The sequence below is a fragment of the Pseudomonas sp. NUPR-002 genome (assembly GCF_056322725.1).
This window is the reverse complement of the sequence record NZ_CM150476.1, coordinates 4,030,868-4,046,115: the sequence shown is the minus strand read 5'-3', so window position 1 is coordinate 4,046,115 and position 15,248 is coordinate 4,030,868. Positions and strand designations below refer to the sequence as shown.

The following is a 15,248-nucleotide window of genomic DNA, read 5'->3' as shown; positions in this document are numbered from 1 at the left end:
TACTAATCGTTTCTAAGGTGGGGAGAAACTGTCAGCGCTTGGCTGAGGAGGCGCCCAGGTATCGCAGAATTGCCCCAGCAACCCAGGCGAAGCTACACACCAACAAAAGCCCGCAAGACCCCATTAGGAGGGGCCTGAGGAGATCCGCGAAGACCTCCGTGGGTACAAAGAACCAGACAAGGGAGAGGACAATGCAGCCGCCCCACATCCAGGCATACGCCTTGGCCACGAGCCATTCCATACTGGACGCTAAGGCATCCCCCCAACTGCTCATCTGGTGCCTCCTGCGGCTATCCATCTGAATACCTCTCGATGCGTCCAAGATAGCGAGCTGCTACCTGTATGTCCATACAGCAATATGCATTTATGCATATTTATTTTAGGAGGACCCGTTAAGGGCAGGCTCCGAGGCAAGCGAATCAAGGGTTTTAGCCCACTGTCCCGGTGCGTAGCTCTTCAAATGCTCCTCAAGGAACGCCTTGCCTACCTCGATCCAAGCCGCTCGATCATCAGCCTGACCGTGGACGTTGAGGATGTTGCTGAGGGGCGGCATAGATGGGTGACAGCGGGTCAGTTCACGCCCTGAGCGAAACTCACTGAGGCACACGCACTCACCGAAGGGCTCGCTGTGAAGGATGACCTTGAGGGTCTTGCCAGGAGGAACCTCAGTGAGGATCACCGCCAGTGGCTTCACAGAGACCTCCTGGAGAGGCTCCCCGGTGAGGATCTTGGTAGCACGGTATTTACTGCGCTTCATGGTTTGACTCCCTTCTGAAACCTTTGGGCTGTTTCACCGGGTTCCAACGTATCCAGGTTGCACACTCCCGCTCTGGAGGAGACAAAAGGAAGTCTTCCAGGGGAGCGGCTTGGATAACCCAGAGTGGATGTTGACGGGGCGGTAGGGCCCCCTGGATCTCCCTCTGAGCTTCCTCATGGGAGATCGCATGGACTTGGCGGGAATGGATCCCTTGCAGGAACCTCCTACGGCTCCCGGTGAGGATCTCGAAGGATCCGGTGGGAGAGACCTCAGGAGTCGGAGTTGTCTCCTGTTCGTGACTTAGGCTGGTCATGCTCAAGCTCTTTGATTACTTCAGCTACTGTGGTCTTGCCACGCTCCTTCGCGTCAGTCAGGAGAGCAAGCAAGTCCTTGCGTACTTCGGGAGGCACGTGAGGGACGACTTTAAGGGTCAGCTCCCCTTCTTCGATGCGGCCTACGAGAGCGTCCCCGATGGTCCATTCCATTGATGCCATTACGTTGGCTGGCAACCGGATTGCGGCGCCATGACCCCACTTCGCTATTTTGAAGAGCACAATGAGCCTCGCTTATGCGGTGAATTGGTAGCGGCGGCATTGTGAACCCTGTCAATGAGGCTGTCATTGGGATTGTCGTCTTAGTGTGCGAGTTTTCAGCCGACACACATGCCGCAAAGCCTTGAGAGGCAGCCTTCTTGAGGGCCTCTTTAGGAGCCTTTGCAGGCCTCGAAGTGTTCGACTTTTTGAGCATGAGTCTTCCCGTGAGCTCTCCCTGAAGAGGCTCATTAGTTGTGCGCAGTGTGCGATTAAAGGTTAAGCCTGAGTGGCTCCCGAAGGACTCTCTTTAAGAGCCCTTGAGGTGATACTCAGGGTGCTGCGGTCACCTTCTAGGTTTCATGCCTGACTCCTTACCCAGACAATCAGGGAACATGGGCCATCTATCCGAGCTACTCGCGGGGAGTACCTCCTGGGATAGGCAGCGATCACAAAGGGATCTTCGGCCACTTCAATGCCTCGACCATCCAACCAGCAGCGGATCCTATAGGAGCTCATTGGGACACCTCCTCTAACTGTTCCCTGCGCCATGGGTACTTAGTCATTTTGGAGAGGATCGTGCAGCCTTGTTTGTGGGTCACAGGTGAGGAAGTCATATAGACCTTATTGCGTGTCTTGTTGTTGACAGCAACGACGTGATAAAGCCTCATTTCACCAACTCCCGATTGAACCTCGCAAGGTACTGCTGAGCCGTCTCCACAATGTACCGAGTTTGATTAACCTTCTCTGCAAGCTTGCGTGAGTAAATCTCGGCCACTGCCTTTCCTGTAACTTTGCTGCTTACTATCCAGCTACCACAATGAATCTCTAACTCGGGGATCATCTCTGTTGCCTCTGATTGAAGGGCGCTATATGCGGTGAGTTGTGAGGCCCTCCTTGTGGGCCCCTTACAGGTGCTTCCCTGAGTTAGTAACCGAGCCATCCTAAAACTTCCTCGCTCTCGTATTCTTCCTTGTCCCCGAGATCCGTGAAGAACTCTTCCAGTACCGCCTCGTGTTTCTTCAGTTCACGCATGGCTTCCGCCTTCGATACAACTTCAGACCAGCTTTCCGAGTAGGTCATTTAGAGCTCTCCAGGTGGATCAACAGGGCGCTTTATGCGGTGTGTTGCGTTTCGATGGGGCAAATGTAGATTCAATGAATATCCATCGTCAAGCACTTTTTGAAGATTCATTGAATATTCGTGTGTATTCATCGGCTATCCCTAGGGAAACCTGAGGAGAGGGCGGTCTAAGGTGGGGAGAAAGGGACAGGCGGTAGGTCAGGAGGGGACCAGGAAGGCATCCAGGAGAGCGCACGAGGAGGGCTAGAGGAGATCTGCTAGGGAACCAGGAGAGGATCCCGCAAGGGAATAGCGAAACAGATAGGGAAGCACATAGCGCGCCTATCAATCGTATTAAATCAATAGTGTAAGACTATTGGAGTGAGTATGGATAGCCTAAGCCTACCAGGCGGATTCTCCTGATAGATTCCCATAGGGTAATCCACTGGTCATCCATCCAGTATTTAACATAATGGGGCTTATGCGAAGGGAATCCAGGAGGGGCAGAGGGTGCCCAGAAGGAACCGGGAGTGCGCACACGCGAGGGCACCCACGGGGGTAAACGCGCAGGCGTTCACCTCAATGAAGGGTCTCACAAATTTTTCCAATATTCAAAGGCTCCTAGGGCTCTTCAGGGCTTCCCATGAGTACACGCTATGAGTACACTGCGAGACATCCATAGGGCCTTACAGCCCCGTATTTACTGGGTTTCAGTAGCCTTGGTGAGATCCTAGAGTTCGAATCTCTACGCTTCCGCCACTTTCAAAGCCCTGATTATTCAGGGCTTTTTGCGTTTCTGGGCGTCAATTTTTTAGCTAGCCCCCATTCCTTCATTTCCGCATTTTTGACTTCTATTTCCGCAAGGTACGGTTCGAGTAGGGCTGCATGCTGCCTTTTTGACTGTATGTCTATACAGTTCTAGTCTCGTCCGTAATGCCTCTTGGCCATTACGCTTCTGAGGTGTATATAGGTCGGAGACGACATGGACGTCAGCGGCACAGAGTTGGTTTCTGGTTTCCATGTCAATACTTCGAGCTTGTGCGACAGGGTTGTGTTTTAAGCGCAGCCCAAGTCGGACAGCATTGCGCATGGGGCTATCTGATTGAATACGTTTTCCGCAGCAACCAATGCTAATATCCCGGAGCTCGTTGAGAGCGAAAACTCTGTTAGTGTTCCAGCTATTGAAATAGTTGCTGCCATAACAGCGTCTTTGGAGCGAGACCCAGAGCTTCAAGGGAAGCCGTTTAAGTATTTGATGGGGGCTGTTTGGAACTTAAAAAACAAGGCTGCCATTGATTTTATAGAGCAGATTGAGAAAAAATTCAGGAAGAAGAATAAGTTCCATAGCTATTTTTCCGGGTTGCCCTCCAATCAAACGCCACAAAACTTGCAGAAATATATAGATTCTGATCTGCCGTTTCATGATTTGGCACAGGCAGAAATGAGGCTTCTCGTAAGCTTTGCGAATGAGGCTGAGCGGGCGTCACTATCTGGTGGGAATCTTGTTTTCATTCATTACAAAACTCCTGGTGATGAGGAGGATCATGGCCGGTTGATGGTTGTAATGGTCGACAAGAAAGGCGCGTTTGAGTTTGACGAGGAGAGTTTGGAGCCTAAAAGGCTGCAGCCCATTGATACCGATGCGTTGAGGCAGGCGGCAATGTTTGATTTGACATTGTTCTCGGCCATTTACCCGGAAAAAACAGGGGCTGCTTATCTTCATTTTATCGAAGGTAGGTCTAAGTCAGAGTTCTTTAAATCTGCGCTGGGCTGCGATAGTGCGGTTTCTAACAAGCAGAGTGTTGCTAATCTTTTTGAGGCCATTAAGCAGTTCTCGTCTTATAATTCCTTGAAAATTGGCATTCAAGAGAAAATCACAGAAAAAGTTTATGAGCATATTGAAAAGAATATAGGCAAGCAGGTTGCGCTTGGCGATATTCAGCATATTATTGATAAGCAGTTGCCAGATGGTCACGAGGCTGTTGGGCAGTTCTCTGAGTATGCTAATGAGAACGGCTATCAGGTAAATTCTGTATTTGAAGCTACTAGGCACTCCTTGAATAAGGGCGTGTCGATTCAAATTAAGGATTATCAAAATAATTATTCGGTTTCTGTTAAGTCAAAGTCTATAGGTTATTCGGGTGGAGACAAGCCGGTAACAGTTGATGAGAACTTGACATACATTATGATTCCGTTATCCCCTGAAGATCGTGATAATATTCGTGCAGCGATTGGGGAAAAAGAGAGCTAAGATGCAACAAGTAGCTGATCTGCTTAGGCAGGCCAAATTTGAAATCGAAGAAGGGTATCTCGAAGTATACTCAGATCGAGACAAATTGGACGCTCTCTACGAAGCGGTGCGTAGCCTTGGATATGAGGATGACTGCCGAGTAGAGGGGGCGATCGGCAATTGCTATCTATCGCTAAATTTGAGCGTTGACTCGTGGCCAGCGCAGACTCCTTTTTTTCCGACTACGCGCGATTTCTGGCAACATGTGCTTCGGAAAGATATGCCTGATAAGTTTTATATTCTAGATAGTCAGGCGTTCAGTGGTCAAGATCCGACTAACTCAGATATTGGCTCTATAGCGTATTACCTTGAGTGGAGGTCCCTGCTTTTTTCTCTGAAAGATCGAGGGGGTGGCGACGGTTCCGACTCGACATTCCTGTACTTCATCAGCACCGAGAAAGGTGCAAAAATGTATGAAGTGAACCCAAGGGGGATTGAGTTAGAGCAAGTTAAGGAAGGATTCAAGGGGCTGGGTGAGGATAAAGATGTAGCCCATTTGGCCGATATGATTGCTATCTCTGACGGACATCAAAAGGAGCGGCGTGATGTTCTGAGGGCTTCGCTTGCAGAACTATTGGAGGAGGATCACGCCGAGTCTTCAATTGCATGGCTACTCAAACAGGGTGGAAGGCTTAGGAAAAAGTATCAAGAAAATTATGATGTGTACCTGCATAAGTTTTCTGTAAATAAACTTCTTTCTGAGATTGAGGAAAAATCGACGGACTATATTTCTAAAATTAATGACTCGATTTCTTCTAGCCAGTCCAAGGCTTTCGCTATACCAGGGGCGTTAATTGCAGTAGGGGCTTTGATAAGGAATCCTGAGCTGCTTCCCTTGCTGTTTGTTTGTGCTGGCTTGTTAAGTGTGTCTATTTTGACGTTCGTTGCTAATAATATCCATTGTGAAGCCTATGGCGCGCTAAGAGAGCAAGTGCAGCGCTCGCTTAAGCGATACGAAGTTATAAAGAACGAGGATGCGGTTAGGGTTAGTGCGGAGGAAACGAAAAAGAAGCTGCTTGGATTGATTGATAGGGCGATTAAAAGGCTGAGTTTCATAAATCATCTATCAGTTGTAGTTTTTTTTGTCGGTGTGGTCTATACGTTGTATGTAAGTCCTGATGCCTTGAATATTTCGAGAAAGTTACTGGGCGATGTTGTGGGTCTTTTTGGGGTTATTTACAATTTTGGTTTTTCAGCGGGTTGGCTTCACTATTTCTCCTACGCGGCGATATACAGTAAGAGTAATTCTCTTGTCAGTATGGCCAAGTAACCGGCTGGCATGCGTCAGATCACCAATTTCGCTTGCCGCCTTCGGGCGAATATCCCGGAACTGAAACTGACGAATCTGCTCCGACAAAAGCTCGTCCTGGGCTTCGAGTGCATTCCCAATAGCAGATTTCCTGGCATCATCGAAGCGAAGTCTAAGCATAGAAGCGGTTACGTTACGGCCGTCTTCAGTGGTGATCAGATAAGGATTTCGAACACCACGCTCTTTACGTTGCTTCGTAAGCGCTCCATGAACCCCACATTAAAAGCCGCTGTTTGATCCCGGATGCTGTGCTCCCGATTTCTTTCTGGAGCCCGCCAACCATGATGCGTCCCGATGCAAAAGTCGAAAAAGTGTATCTGTACCCCAAGCCCATCGACTTCCGAAAATCCATCGACGGTCTGGCGGCCTTGGTCGAGTTGGACATTAAGGTCGCGGTGTTCGACCCCGTGCTTTTCGTCTTCCTGGATGAGCGTGCTCGAAGAGCAAGTTGCACTGCTAAGGTAGCGCCTGTTCGGCCGAAAATCAGAGCAGGCCGTCGATCCGGCAACGCCTCAAATGGCGTTGTTCAATGAAGCGGAGCACGAGGTCGAGTTGGCGTGCCAGACCACCGAAAAAGAGGTCGTCGCACCCTCAAAGCGGTGTGGCAAGCGTAATCCATTGCCTGCCGATCTACCGCGCATCGAAGTCATCCACGAACTGCCCGAGCATGAGCTGACTTGTACCTGCGGTTGCCGCAAACACGCCATTGGCGAGGAAATCAGCGAGCAACTTGAAATCGTCCCGATGCAGATGCGGGTGATCAAGCACATTCGTAAAGTCTACGGTTGCCGCGACTGCGAGACTGCACCGGTGACTGCGGACAAGCCGGCTCAGGTGATTGAAAAAAGCATGGCCAGCCCGAGCGTTCTGGCGATGCTGCTGACACACTAAATATGTGGACGGTTTGCCGCTTCACCGCTTTGAAAAAGTACTGGGTCGCCACGGCATCGATATCCCTCGCCAAACCTTGGCACGCTGGGTTATCCAGTGCGGAGAACACTTTCAGCCGCTGCTGAATTTAATGCGCGACAGCCTATTGGCCAGCCGGGTCATCCATTGCGATGAAACGCGGGTGCAGGTGTTGAAAGAGCCTGACCGCGAGCCAAGCAGCCAGTCATGGATGTGGGTGCAAACCGGCGGCCCGCCGGATAAGCCGGTGATCCTTTTTGACTATTCCACCAGCCGAGCGCAGGAGGTGCCTACGCGCCTGCTCGATGGCTATCGTGGTTACGTCATGACCGATGATTATGCCGGTTACAACGCGTTGGGCGCCCAAGCCGGAGTTGAGCGTTTAGGATGCTGGGCCCATGCGCGTCGCCGGTATCACCTAGCTAAGCGCACCACCCATCATGAAGCTGGTGGGGTTTATGGAGCGCTTACGGTGCTTTGCGTTTGGTGGTGACAAACGTGCAGCCGCTCAGCCGTGCCAGGCGACGAGTTTCGAAGATTACGTAGGTGGATGCAGCGGCGGGATGGACGTGCAAAGTCGCTGAGGTGTGCATAGAGATGCCTCACTCTGTGGTGGAAGAGTGAGGCGGATATCAGCCAGCGGTTGCTAAAAGTCAACTGACGTTTCGCTGAAAATTCTGGGGCGAAAGCGAGTGGTAGGTTAGAGGTTCATCTTGCTTAGGGAGTCCGCAAGCTTAAGCAACACCTCCGTTTTCTGCATCGATGATTTTGAATCTATCCATTTACTCATCATGCCCATAATTTCGCTGTCATCTAGGAAGCTTTCATCGACGTCAAAATTCTTATGAAAAAATCTATTCAGTTTGCATGCTTTGATTGTAAAGGCACCTTTTTCGGAGCGGTCAGTATACCTGACTCCGAACTTAATAATGTGTTGGTCCCACTCGTCGAAATGTGGGTGTACAATCAAAAACGCATTTGAGGATCTTGGATATCGCCTACGCGTATTTTGAGTGCGAGATGGCGCCAGGGTGTTTGGTATAGAACCGAGTGTCTCTTGGTCGCGCTTTATTGTGTTGCAATCTGCGCAAATCACGCATAGATTTTTCTCTTCGAAAATGAAGTCTATGTGCAGTGATTTCGGGACGATGTGCTCAACGTGTGCGTTGCCGGCGGTATTGAAGGAAATAGGATTTTTACAGTAGGCACAGATCCCGCGCTGCTCATTTCTATAGTGTTCTCTTATATAGGATCGTACAGGCATTAAATCATCGCACCCCCATTCTGTATGAGAAAAGGCTGGGTCGGAAATTTTGCTATCCATAATTGCTCTGAGGTTGTGGTCGCAAGATACTATGTTGTTAATTAGCGGCATAGTACTCACCCATATCAAGAGCTGATACGATTAGCTGGTGTAGAGGGTCGCTCTCTGAAAGAAGTTTGCTAAAATTTGATAGTTTGTTAATGTCCAATATATTTTCGTTGCTTAGGCGCTCGTTGGCTCTAAGACTAGACATTAATTTGAATGCTATTCGAACAATATATTCATTCATGCTGCCGGGAGCGTCAAAAATTTCAGCAAGTTGATAATCGGCAGATCGCTCTCTGAATTCCGAGGAGTTGTATATTTCTTTTCTTGTAAGTGAGGTGATAAAGCAGTTCTTGCTGCTTAGTTTTGATAGAATCTGGGGTGAGTGCGTGGCAATGTAAAAGTTACACCCTTCATAAGACTCAAATACATCAATAAGCAAACTCATAAACTTCTCTTGCCACTGCGGGTGCAAGCTGATTTCTGGCTCGTCTATGAAGATTTTAGAGTAGTCGCTAATGTGTCCGGCGATGCCCAGCATAATAACTAGCATGCATTGCTCGCCAGAGCTCGCTCTTCGCAATGACAAGTTGGGGTTGGATGGTTTCGATAACCTTAAATCCATCAGCTTTATTAAGCCATAATTAAGCAGCAGGAGAACTGCTGAAAGCAGCTGTCTATCGTTGTGGTGGTGCCTATTAAAGGTGTATTCCCATGTGTAATCGTAGTTGACCGAGAGTGTAAAATGAGGTCGGTCGAAGAAAAAATCTGTATATATGCTCAGTGCGAATCTAATTTCTTCCATAGCGTATTCAGGAAGATTGAGTATTTGATTGCTGAGCCGTGGGTCGATTGCTATTCCGAGGCTTTCCTGAAGGCCATAAAAAACGGGCCCCGTATCATGGACGACTTTTTCGTAGTCGTATTCGTAACTTTCTTCGTGGTATGGGTTTTTAAACATTGGTTTAAAAACGAAGTCAAGGTTTGGCTCGAATCCGAGGACCTTGAACACAGGCTTTAGCCTGTCCAAGCTATTTCTGGTTTTTAGTTTTTCAAGAAGACCGCTTGCTGCGGAGGAGATAAGGGAGATGGAGCCTGAGCTTGTTAGTCCGGGACCTCGCATGCCTACATATCTGTAATTCGATTTCGCAGTGCTGTATTTACTATTTGGTTTTGGAAGCCTGAATTCAACACATAAGTGCAACGCTCGCCCCTGCATAAACTTCGTACGGCGTCTTCCAGCCCAGGCGTTTTCGCGGGCGTAAATTGATCTTCGTTACCACGCGACTGACCGCCTCGACGGTCAGCTTGCTGAAGTCGCCGCCCTTGGGAAAATACTGCCGGAGCAGGCCGTTGGTATTTTCATTAGTGCCTCGCTGCCAGGATGAATAGGGTTCTGCAAAAAAGACTTGGCACTGGCTCCGATGCGCAATGCGTTCATGCCCGGCAAACTCCTTCCCGTTATCCAGCGTCAGCGTGTGAACAGCATGCCCCTTGAGCAACAGATTGATCGCCCGCGTTACCTGCCGGCGCGTCCTGCGCTTGACCGGATAGGCGCTCAGGTAGCCGCTTTTACGATCAACCAGCGTGACCAGATTGCCGCCTACGCCATGCACCGTGTCACCCTCCCAATCACCTAGACGCTCGCGGGCTTCGACCTCAGCAGGGCGCTCGGTTATCGATACGCGATTACGCAACTGTCCGCGCCGGTCGTGGCTTCCGTAGCGTTTTCGGTACAGCTTCCTGCGGTGCCGCAAATACTTGTATAACTCGCCACCTGCGTGTTTGTCGGTGGCGATAAACCGATAAATCCACTCGTGACTGACCGCGCGCTCCGGCTGCTCTTGCTTCAGGCGCTGAGCAATCTGCTCCGGGCTCATACCGTGTTTTAGCCAGAGCGGCAGATAATGGCTGAACCACGTTAATGGCTTGCAGTGCTTGCGCGCCTGCGCTCGACGGGCATCACTTTCATGGGTCGCAGCAACCGCTTTGTAGGTCTTCTGGGAGCTGTTGCGGCGAACCTCACGACTGATCGTCGAGGGATGTACGCCAACCTGTTTCGCGATGCTTGCCTGGCTTTTTCCGGCGCTCAGACCGGCCTCAATCTGGTAACGTTGGCCCTGAGTCAGCTGCCGGTAATGCGTAGTCATCTGCGCTTGAATCCTTCGGTGTGAGAGCCTGGATTCTACCGGTGGCTGACTCTCTGCCTATCGTTTCAAACGTTGCACTTATTCTATGAATTCAGGAAGTTTGAAAGTGTCGAATGGGCTGGTTGAGACTGTAATTACTTTTGGGATGTTTGTGAAGTAGTCGGCCTCATAGCTACTATCCATTGCAATGTATGCAGGTCGCTCAATATACTCAATGAACGAGTTGGAAAGACTGCTAAGCAAACGACTTTTCCCTACTCCGTTATTGCCGACAAGTATGGAGAAGCTGTTTTTTGCTTCGTTGTATTCATGGGGGATTATTAATGGTATCCCGTTATGATAAAAAATATCTTCCATCAGTTCCATGCATCCTGCTTAGTGGTTCATTCTGCGATAAAAGATCCAACAACTTTTCCGCAAATGTGAGTTTCTTCTGTTATTGCGATGATAGGGTATTGAGGGTTTATTGGTTTTAGGTAGCTGTGGCCTGCATCTTCAACCAATACTTTAAAAGTTGCTTCATTTGTGCTTGAGATTCGTGCGATTACCCGGTCACCAGTTTTAACTTCTATGTCGGGGTCGACAAAAATAATGCAGCCCGCCGGATAGGTACGACCTAACCCAGGATTAGTCATCGAGTCGCCACGTACTTTCAATGCGTATCCGTTACTGCTTATCGTGACTGGGCATGATATCCAAGTGTCGGCGAGGTGAGGTTCGCAGTTAGCTGCAGACTTACACCATGCGCCCGCTTGCACCCATGAAATCAAAGGTACTTTATTGAATTGCTCGTGGATCTTACTTATGTTTTCCATATGAGTTGGGGCGCAGGAACTTTCCTCATTCGTAAGGGTTCTATGTGATTTTGGGCCAACTCCATACTCTAACCACTCCCTCCGCACATTCAGCCAACTGCTGAGAGCTGTCATGCTATCTGCTTCAGCAATAGCTTCTCCGTTGAGCCATTTGCTGATTGCTTGGGTAGTTTTTTTTACGCCGGCGCTCCTCAGCTGTTTATGAATGTCCACACCTCGCCCGCGGCTTCGGACACCGGCATCGTTAAGGGCTTCGTGCAGACGTGCACTGAATGCAGCTCTGAGTTCGTTTTTATCAACCATGAGTTGAGAGTCGCATATGGCTTGCACAAAAGTCAGTTGATGTTTAGGATCAACTACTGGTTGATTTTGGAGGCGCGATGCTTGATTTTCATACCACCCTCAATCCTGTTGCGCACGCTTTCGAGGCTGTAGGCGGGATTGGAGCCGCAGCCAAGGCTTGTGGCCGCAGCTGCCAAGCGCTCAGTAAATGGCGTAAGGCAGGCGCGCTACCACGCACGGAATATACGGGCCAAACCACTTACGCAAAGCAATTGGCAAAGATCGCATCCGATAGAGGAAATCCACTTGACGTAAACTGGTTGCTGGAAGCTGCCGCACCGGCAAAATCAGTTCCTTAGAAAGAAAAAAGGCGACCCAAGGGCCGCCCTGTTTCCCCCAGTAGCACCACCACAGTGCTGCCGGGCCGCGTGATAGATAAGTGAACACACCACATGCAACCACCTACCTTGACCGCGTCATCCAGGCATGGATGCCTGGATGTTACCGCCTTTCTCCACCACAGATTGGGCGGCTGTTGCGCCAGAGGTTATTGACGGATCGACACCTTGGCACGGTGCCGGTTAGGTCTAATGGACCACCCCGGCGTTTGGGCCCTTTCAAGCCCCGCGGCAAATGTACCACCACTACATGCCTCTGGCACTGGCAACCTATAAGGATTAATGCCATGAGCCGAACTGCTCTGAGTTGTGTCGAGCGCGCCAAGAGGGAAGTCTTGCCGCTTGATCTCGCGCTGTATCACGCTGTACGTGAATACCCAGGCGGTGCTGCCGCCATTGCCGCCACCTCTGGCCGTAATGCCACCACCTTGCAGCATAAGCTGTCACCTACTCATCCAAGTCATGTGGTCAACATTCAGGAGTTCGGCGAGATCCTGGAGCTGACCAAGGACAGTCGAATTCTTGATGCCGTGCATGCCCTGGTCGGCGACACCATCTGGCAGGAGTTGTCCGGTGCCTATACAGAAGACATGCCTGAAACCTTGACCATGGGGACCCTGGCAAATATCGCCGGGTACGGGGCTGGAAACCCGCGGGACTTTGTTAGCGGCAGGTTCACCAGCTTAGTGAACTGCGGTGAACGGGTGAACTCATTGGGTGAACTGGACATTTGATCATGACCGTTTTGAGCAAATCTGAATTAGCCGCGCGGCGGGGCTGGGCCAAATCCTACGTTTCCAAACTGGCCAAGCAAGACCGGTTGGTGCTGACCGAGGATGGCAAGGTTGATCTGGAAGCGACGGAGGCTTTGCTCGCTGAATCATCGGACCCCAGTAAATCGGCAGTCGCTGCCCGGCATGAGGAAGCGCGAGTCGATCGAGACGTGCGTAGCCAGCTGGTACCGGCGGCTGAAATACCTGCGGTGCCGTGGCCTTGTCCGACTTCTGGATAAGCCTCCACTCAAAGAGCAAGGTTTCAGTGCTGTCTCAAAGAAGTTCCGATGGCTTGTCGACGTCGTCGGCGTAGCGGTTCTCCGTCTGCTCGAAGTTCGCGACCCATTTGCGTTTGATGAATCGGCACTGTCGATTTTAAGCAAGCTCGCCCAGGGGCATCTCTACGATGAGCGAGATACTCGAAAGCTCGGAGAGAAGCTGCGAAAGTCCGTGCCGACTTGGCCAGAGCTCGATTACAAACTCTTCTGGTATGACGTGGCGGAAGCCCGCAAAGGGCGAGTGCACCGCGAACCCGTTACTCAGGTCTGGCAGCTGTTGGGTTTCCGGTCATTTTGGTCGTTGAACAAAGAAAACTTCAGCCTTGCCTGCGACGAAGTCGTGAGCCACTTGGAAATGCAAGACTGCCTCATGGCGCTTAGTATGGCGTTCAACATCTACGCGGAGCACAGCAAACCCGCCTCATGGGAAATTCAGCTAAGGCAGGCAGTCGATGGCAACCCCGAGCTTAGTGCGCATCTCGAAACACTGCTGAACCCACCGAAGCGAGAGCCCGATAAGTGGCAAATAAAAATGGCTGAGTGGGAGGAAGAAGCTAATCAACGAAAAGCTGAAGAAGCAGAGCGCCGTCGTATTTGGCGGGAAAGTCTCGCTGCTGATCTGACTCTCATTAACAGTCCTGAGCCCGGCGTGATGACCCACAACCAGGGGCGCCTGCCAATTCAACTCCATATCAGGTGATTTTTGGGCTTACAGGTCTCGCCATTGAGGCCAAAGAAGAACCCACTTTGTTTGCGCAAATGTCCGCAGAGAACGCTCGAAACGCTGCGCGTTTTGGACTGCTTGAGCTGAATGGCTTCCCAGAGTGGCTACCTAGGCTGTTCGCTCTTCATCCGCAATTAGTCCAAGACGTTGTGGCCCATGAAATCCTATATGAGCTAGACGCTCCCCATTTTGAATCTGGCGGGAGTCGCGTGCTGCAAAGCTTGCGCTGGGGTGGAGACTGGATGTATGAGGAGCTGGCTGCTCCGCTGCTGGCCCGGTTGGAGCAACCCGTTAGCCATCTTGAATCTCTTCAGCTCGCGCTCACCATTGTTCAAGAATCGTCGGTTGATGATGACCTACTGGGCGCGCTCGCTAGCAGGCGTGCCATGGAAGAGGGCAATGAGGATATCGCACCGACTTGGTATGCAGTGTGGGTTGGTACACAGCCCCGTGTTGCTATATCGGCATTGGCAGCTCGTATCGACTCGCTGTCATCTGATGAAGAGAAGGCAAAATTCGCAATGCTCTCCCTCATCGCTCTCGTAGGTAGCCGCACGGCCAGTCGTTGTAGGCAGAACTACAAAAAAGTTGAGCATGCCAAGGCTCTGTATCTCTTGATACACAACTACGTTCGGATCGCAGATGACATTGACCGTTCAGGCAAGGGGGTATACTCGCCAGGTCTTCGGGATGATGCCCAGCATGCCCGTGATGGACTTCTGGCCTTCATTAGGGAGACACCTGGTAAGGAAGCATTCCTAGCTCTGCAGGAGATCGCCAAGGCCCACCCAGCAGAGAGCCTCCGCCCTTGGAGTGCGTTTTATGCTCAGCAGAAAGCTACTGCTGACTCGCAAACTCCTCCTTGGGAGCCGGAAAAGGTCATCGAGTTCCATAACAACCTAGAAAGCACGCCCTCCACACATCGTGAGCTTTGGAACCTGGCAGTCGATCGCCTTCTGGACTTGAAGCATGATCTAGAGGATGGAGACTCGAGCTACGCTGAGATACTGTTGAGGACGAACCAGGAGACTTCGATCCGCAAATTCATCGGCAGTTGGCTGAGAGATCATGCTGCAGGACGCTACGTCGTTCCGCAGGAAGAGCAGTTGGCCGATGACAAGCGCCCGGATTACAGAATCCAAAACAGCGACTTTTATGAGCCCGTCCCTGTTGAGCTGAAGCTGTCGCAAAACTGGAGTGGCCCCGACCACTTCGAACGGCTCGAGAACCAGCTATGCGGTGATTACTTGCGAGGGATGAACTCGAGTTGCGGCATCTTTTTACTGGTGAACCATGGAGGGCAAGCCACTTGGGCGTCGCCGAACAATGGCCAAGTAAAATTCGAGGATTTGGTCACTGCTTTGCAGAATCACTGGCTGGCTATCGCTCCGAAGTTTCCGAACGTTGAAGACATAAAAGTCATTGGAATTGATCTCACCAAGCGGGGCGGAAGAGCTTCGGTCGTAGCTATCGAAGCGAATCAAGCGATGGCAACGCAACCTGGCGAGGGATGATCCGATGGCTGGATTGATGGACTGCTTCTTCGCCCCAGATGGCTATGAACCGGCTGTATGGACCGCAGCGGACTAGAGGAGTCTAAGCCCAGCCTCGCGCTGGGCTTTTTGCGGTTTGTGGGAAAGTGCTCGGAGTTCGACTCGTGTA

9 protein-coding genes and 6 pseudogenes are annotated in these 15,248 nt (G+C 50.9%); 7 read left to right on the top strand and 8 right to left on the bottom strand.

Annotation, left to right across the window (positions count from 1 at the left end):
* Nucleotides 1–379: 379 nt before the first annotated feature.
* Both ACVWSC_RS18370 and ACVWSC_RS18365 read right to left on the bottom strand, forming a co-directional pair.
* Nucleotides 380–757: a hypothetical protein gene (locus tag ACVWSC_RS18370; RefSeq protein ID WP_442108439.1), complete on the bottom strand. Its 378-nt coding sequence runs from the start codon at nucleotides 755–757 to the stop codon at nucleotides 380–382.
* Between the two features lie 1,457 nt (nucleotides 758–2,214).
* Nucleotides 2,215–2,370 (bottom strand): hypothetical protein, encoded by a 156-nt coding sequence (locus ACVWSC_RS18365; RefSeq protein WP_442108437.1) that lies wholly within the window; start codon nucleotides 2,368–2,370, stop codon nucleotides 2,215–2,217.
* Between the two features lie 1,081 nt (nucleotides 2,371–3,451).
* On the opposite strand from ACVWSC_RS18365, the gene ACVWSC_RS18360 reads away from it, so the two are divergent.
* Both ACVWSC_RS18360 and ACVWSC_RS18355 read left to right on the top strand, forming a co-directional pair.
* Nucleotides 3,452–4,600 carry a nucleoid-associated protein gene (locus ACVWSC_RS18360; RefSeq protein WP_442108435.1) on the top strand — a complete coding sequence of 383 codons (1,149 nt, stop codon included), beginning with the start codon at nucleotides 3,452–3,454 and terminating at the stop codon, nucleotides 4,598–4,600.
* A 1-nt stretch (nucleotide 4,601) separates the two neighbouring features.
* Nucleotides 4,602–5,909 (top strand): hypothetical protein, encoded by a 1,308-nt coding sequence (locus tag ACVWSC_RS18355; RefSeq protein WP_442108433.1) that lies wholly within the window; start codon nucleotides 4,602–4,604, stop codon nucleotides 5,907–5,909.
* Here the strand turns inward: ACVWSC_RS18355 and ACVWSC_RS18350 are convergent.
* A pseudogene (locus ACVWSC_RS18350) lies at nucleotides 5,832–6,149 on the bottom strand (site-specific integrase); the annotation flags it as partial. The gene ACVWSC_RS18355 and the pseudogene ACVWSC_RS18350 overlap by 78 nt on opposite strands.
* Nucleotides 6,150–6,229: 80 nt before the next feature.
* On the opposite strand from ACVWSC_RS18350, the pseudogene ACVWSC_RS18345 reads away from it, so the two are divergent.
* Nucleotides 6,230–6,331: pseudogene (locus tag ACVWSC_RS18345) on the top strand (IS66 family insertion sequence element accessory protein TnpB); the annotation flags it as partial.
* A 43-nt stretch (nucleotides 6,332–6,374) separates the two neighbouring features.
* Nucleotides 6,375–7,287 (top strand): annotated as a pseudogene (gene tnpC / locus ACVWSC_RS18340) (IS66 family transposase); the annotation flags it as partial.
* Between the two features lie 270 nt (nucleotides 7,288–7,557).
* On the opposite strand, the gene ACVWSC_RS18335 reads toward tnpC, so the two are convergent.
* From ACVWSC_RS18335 to ACVWSC_RS18315, 5 genes are all read right to left on the bottom strand, one after another.
* Nucleotides 7,558–8,121: an HNH endonuclease gene (locus ACVWSC_RS18335; protein ID WP_442114327.1), complete on the bottom strand. Its 564-nt coding sequence runs from the start codon at nucleotides 8,119–8,121 to the stop codon at nucleotides 7,558–7,560.
* Nucleotides 8,122–8,218: 97 nt separating this feature from the next.
* Entirely contained in the window at nucleotides 8,219–9,289 is a 1,071-nt protein-coding gene (locus ACVWSC_RS18330; protein WP_442108431.1) for an AAA family ATPase, read from the bottom strand.
* Between the two features lie 64 nt (nucleotides 9,290–9,353).
* Nucleotides 9,354–10,316, bottom strand: a complete 963-nt coding sequence (locus ACVWSC_RS18325) for an IS30-like element ISPsme1 family transposase (protein ID WP_442107591.1) — start codon at nucleotides 10,314–10,316, stop codon at nucleotides 9,354–9,356.
* Between the two features lie 78 nt (nucleotides 10,317–10,394).
* Entirely contained in the window at nucleotides 10,395–10,682 is a 288-nt protein-coding gene (locus tag ACVWSC_RS18320) for a hypothetical protein (RefSeq protein ID WP_442108429.1), read from the bottom strand.
* A 17-nt stretch (nucleotides 10,683–10,699) separates the two neighbouring features.
* Entirely contained in the window at nucleotides 10,700–11,434 is a 735-nt protein-coding gene (locus ACVWSC_RS18315; protein ID WP_442108427.1) for a LexA family protein, read from the bottom strand.
* Between the two features lie 664 nt (nucleotides 11,435–12,098).
* Between ACVWSC_RS18315 and ACVWSC_RS18310 the strand changes: the two are divergent.
* The 3 pseudogenes from ACVWSC_RS18310 to ACVWSC_RS18300 all read left to right on the top strand — a co-directional run.
* Nucleotides 12,099–12,425 (top strand): annotated as a pseudogene (locus ACVWSC_RS18310) (phage regulatory CII family protein); the annotation flags it as partial.
* A 122-nt stretch (nucleotides 12,426–12,547) separates the two neighbouring features.
* Nucleotides 12,548–12,805: pseudogene (locus ACVWSC_RS18305) on the top strand (terminase small subunit); the annotation flags it as partial.
* A pseudogene (locus ACVWSC_RS18300) lies at nucleotides 12,801–15,100 on the top strand (hypothetical protein); the annotation flags it as partial. The pseudogenes ACVWSC_RS18305 and ACVWSC_RS18300, both read left to right, overlap by 5 nt.
* Nucleotides 15,101–15,248: the final 148 nt, after the last annotated feature.

Bases quoted from the DNA above. Each gene is read 5' to 3' on its own strand.
- ACVWSC_RS18330 (WP_442108431.1), bottom strand. From the start codon at position 9,289: ATGCGAGGTCCCGGACTAACAAGCTCAGGCTCCATCTCCCTTATCTCC.
- ACVWSC_RS18335 (WP_442114327.1), bottom strand. From the start codon at position 8,121: ATGCCTGTACGATCCTATATAAGAGAACACTATAGAAATGAGCAGCGC.
- ACVWSC_RS18365 (WP_442108437.1), bottom strand. From the start codon at position 2,370: ATGACCTACTCGGAAAGCTGGTCTGAAGTTGTATCGAAGGCGGAAGCC.
- ACVWSC_RS18370 (WP_442108439.1), bottom strand. From the start codon at position 757: ATGAAGCGCAGTAAATACCGTGCTACCAAGATCCTCACCGGGGAGCCT.
- ACVWSC_RS18315 (WP_442108427.1), bottom strand. From the start codon at position 11,434: ATGGTTGATAAAAACGAACTCAGAGCTGCATTCAGTGCACGTCTGCAC.
- ACVWSC_RS18325 (WP_442107591.1), bottom strand. From the start codon at position 10,316: ATGACTACGCATTACCGGCAGCTGACTCAGGGCCAACGTTACCAGATT.
- ACVWSC_RS18320 (WP_442108429.1), bottom strand. From the start codon at position 10,682: ATGGAACTGATGGAAGATATTTTTTATCATAACGGGATACCATTAATA.
- ACVWSC_RS18355 (WP_442108433.1), top strand. From the start codon at position 4,602: ATGCAACAAGTAGCTGATCTGCTTAGGCAGGCCAAATTTGAAATCGAA.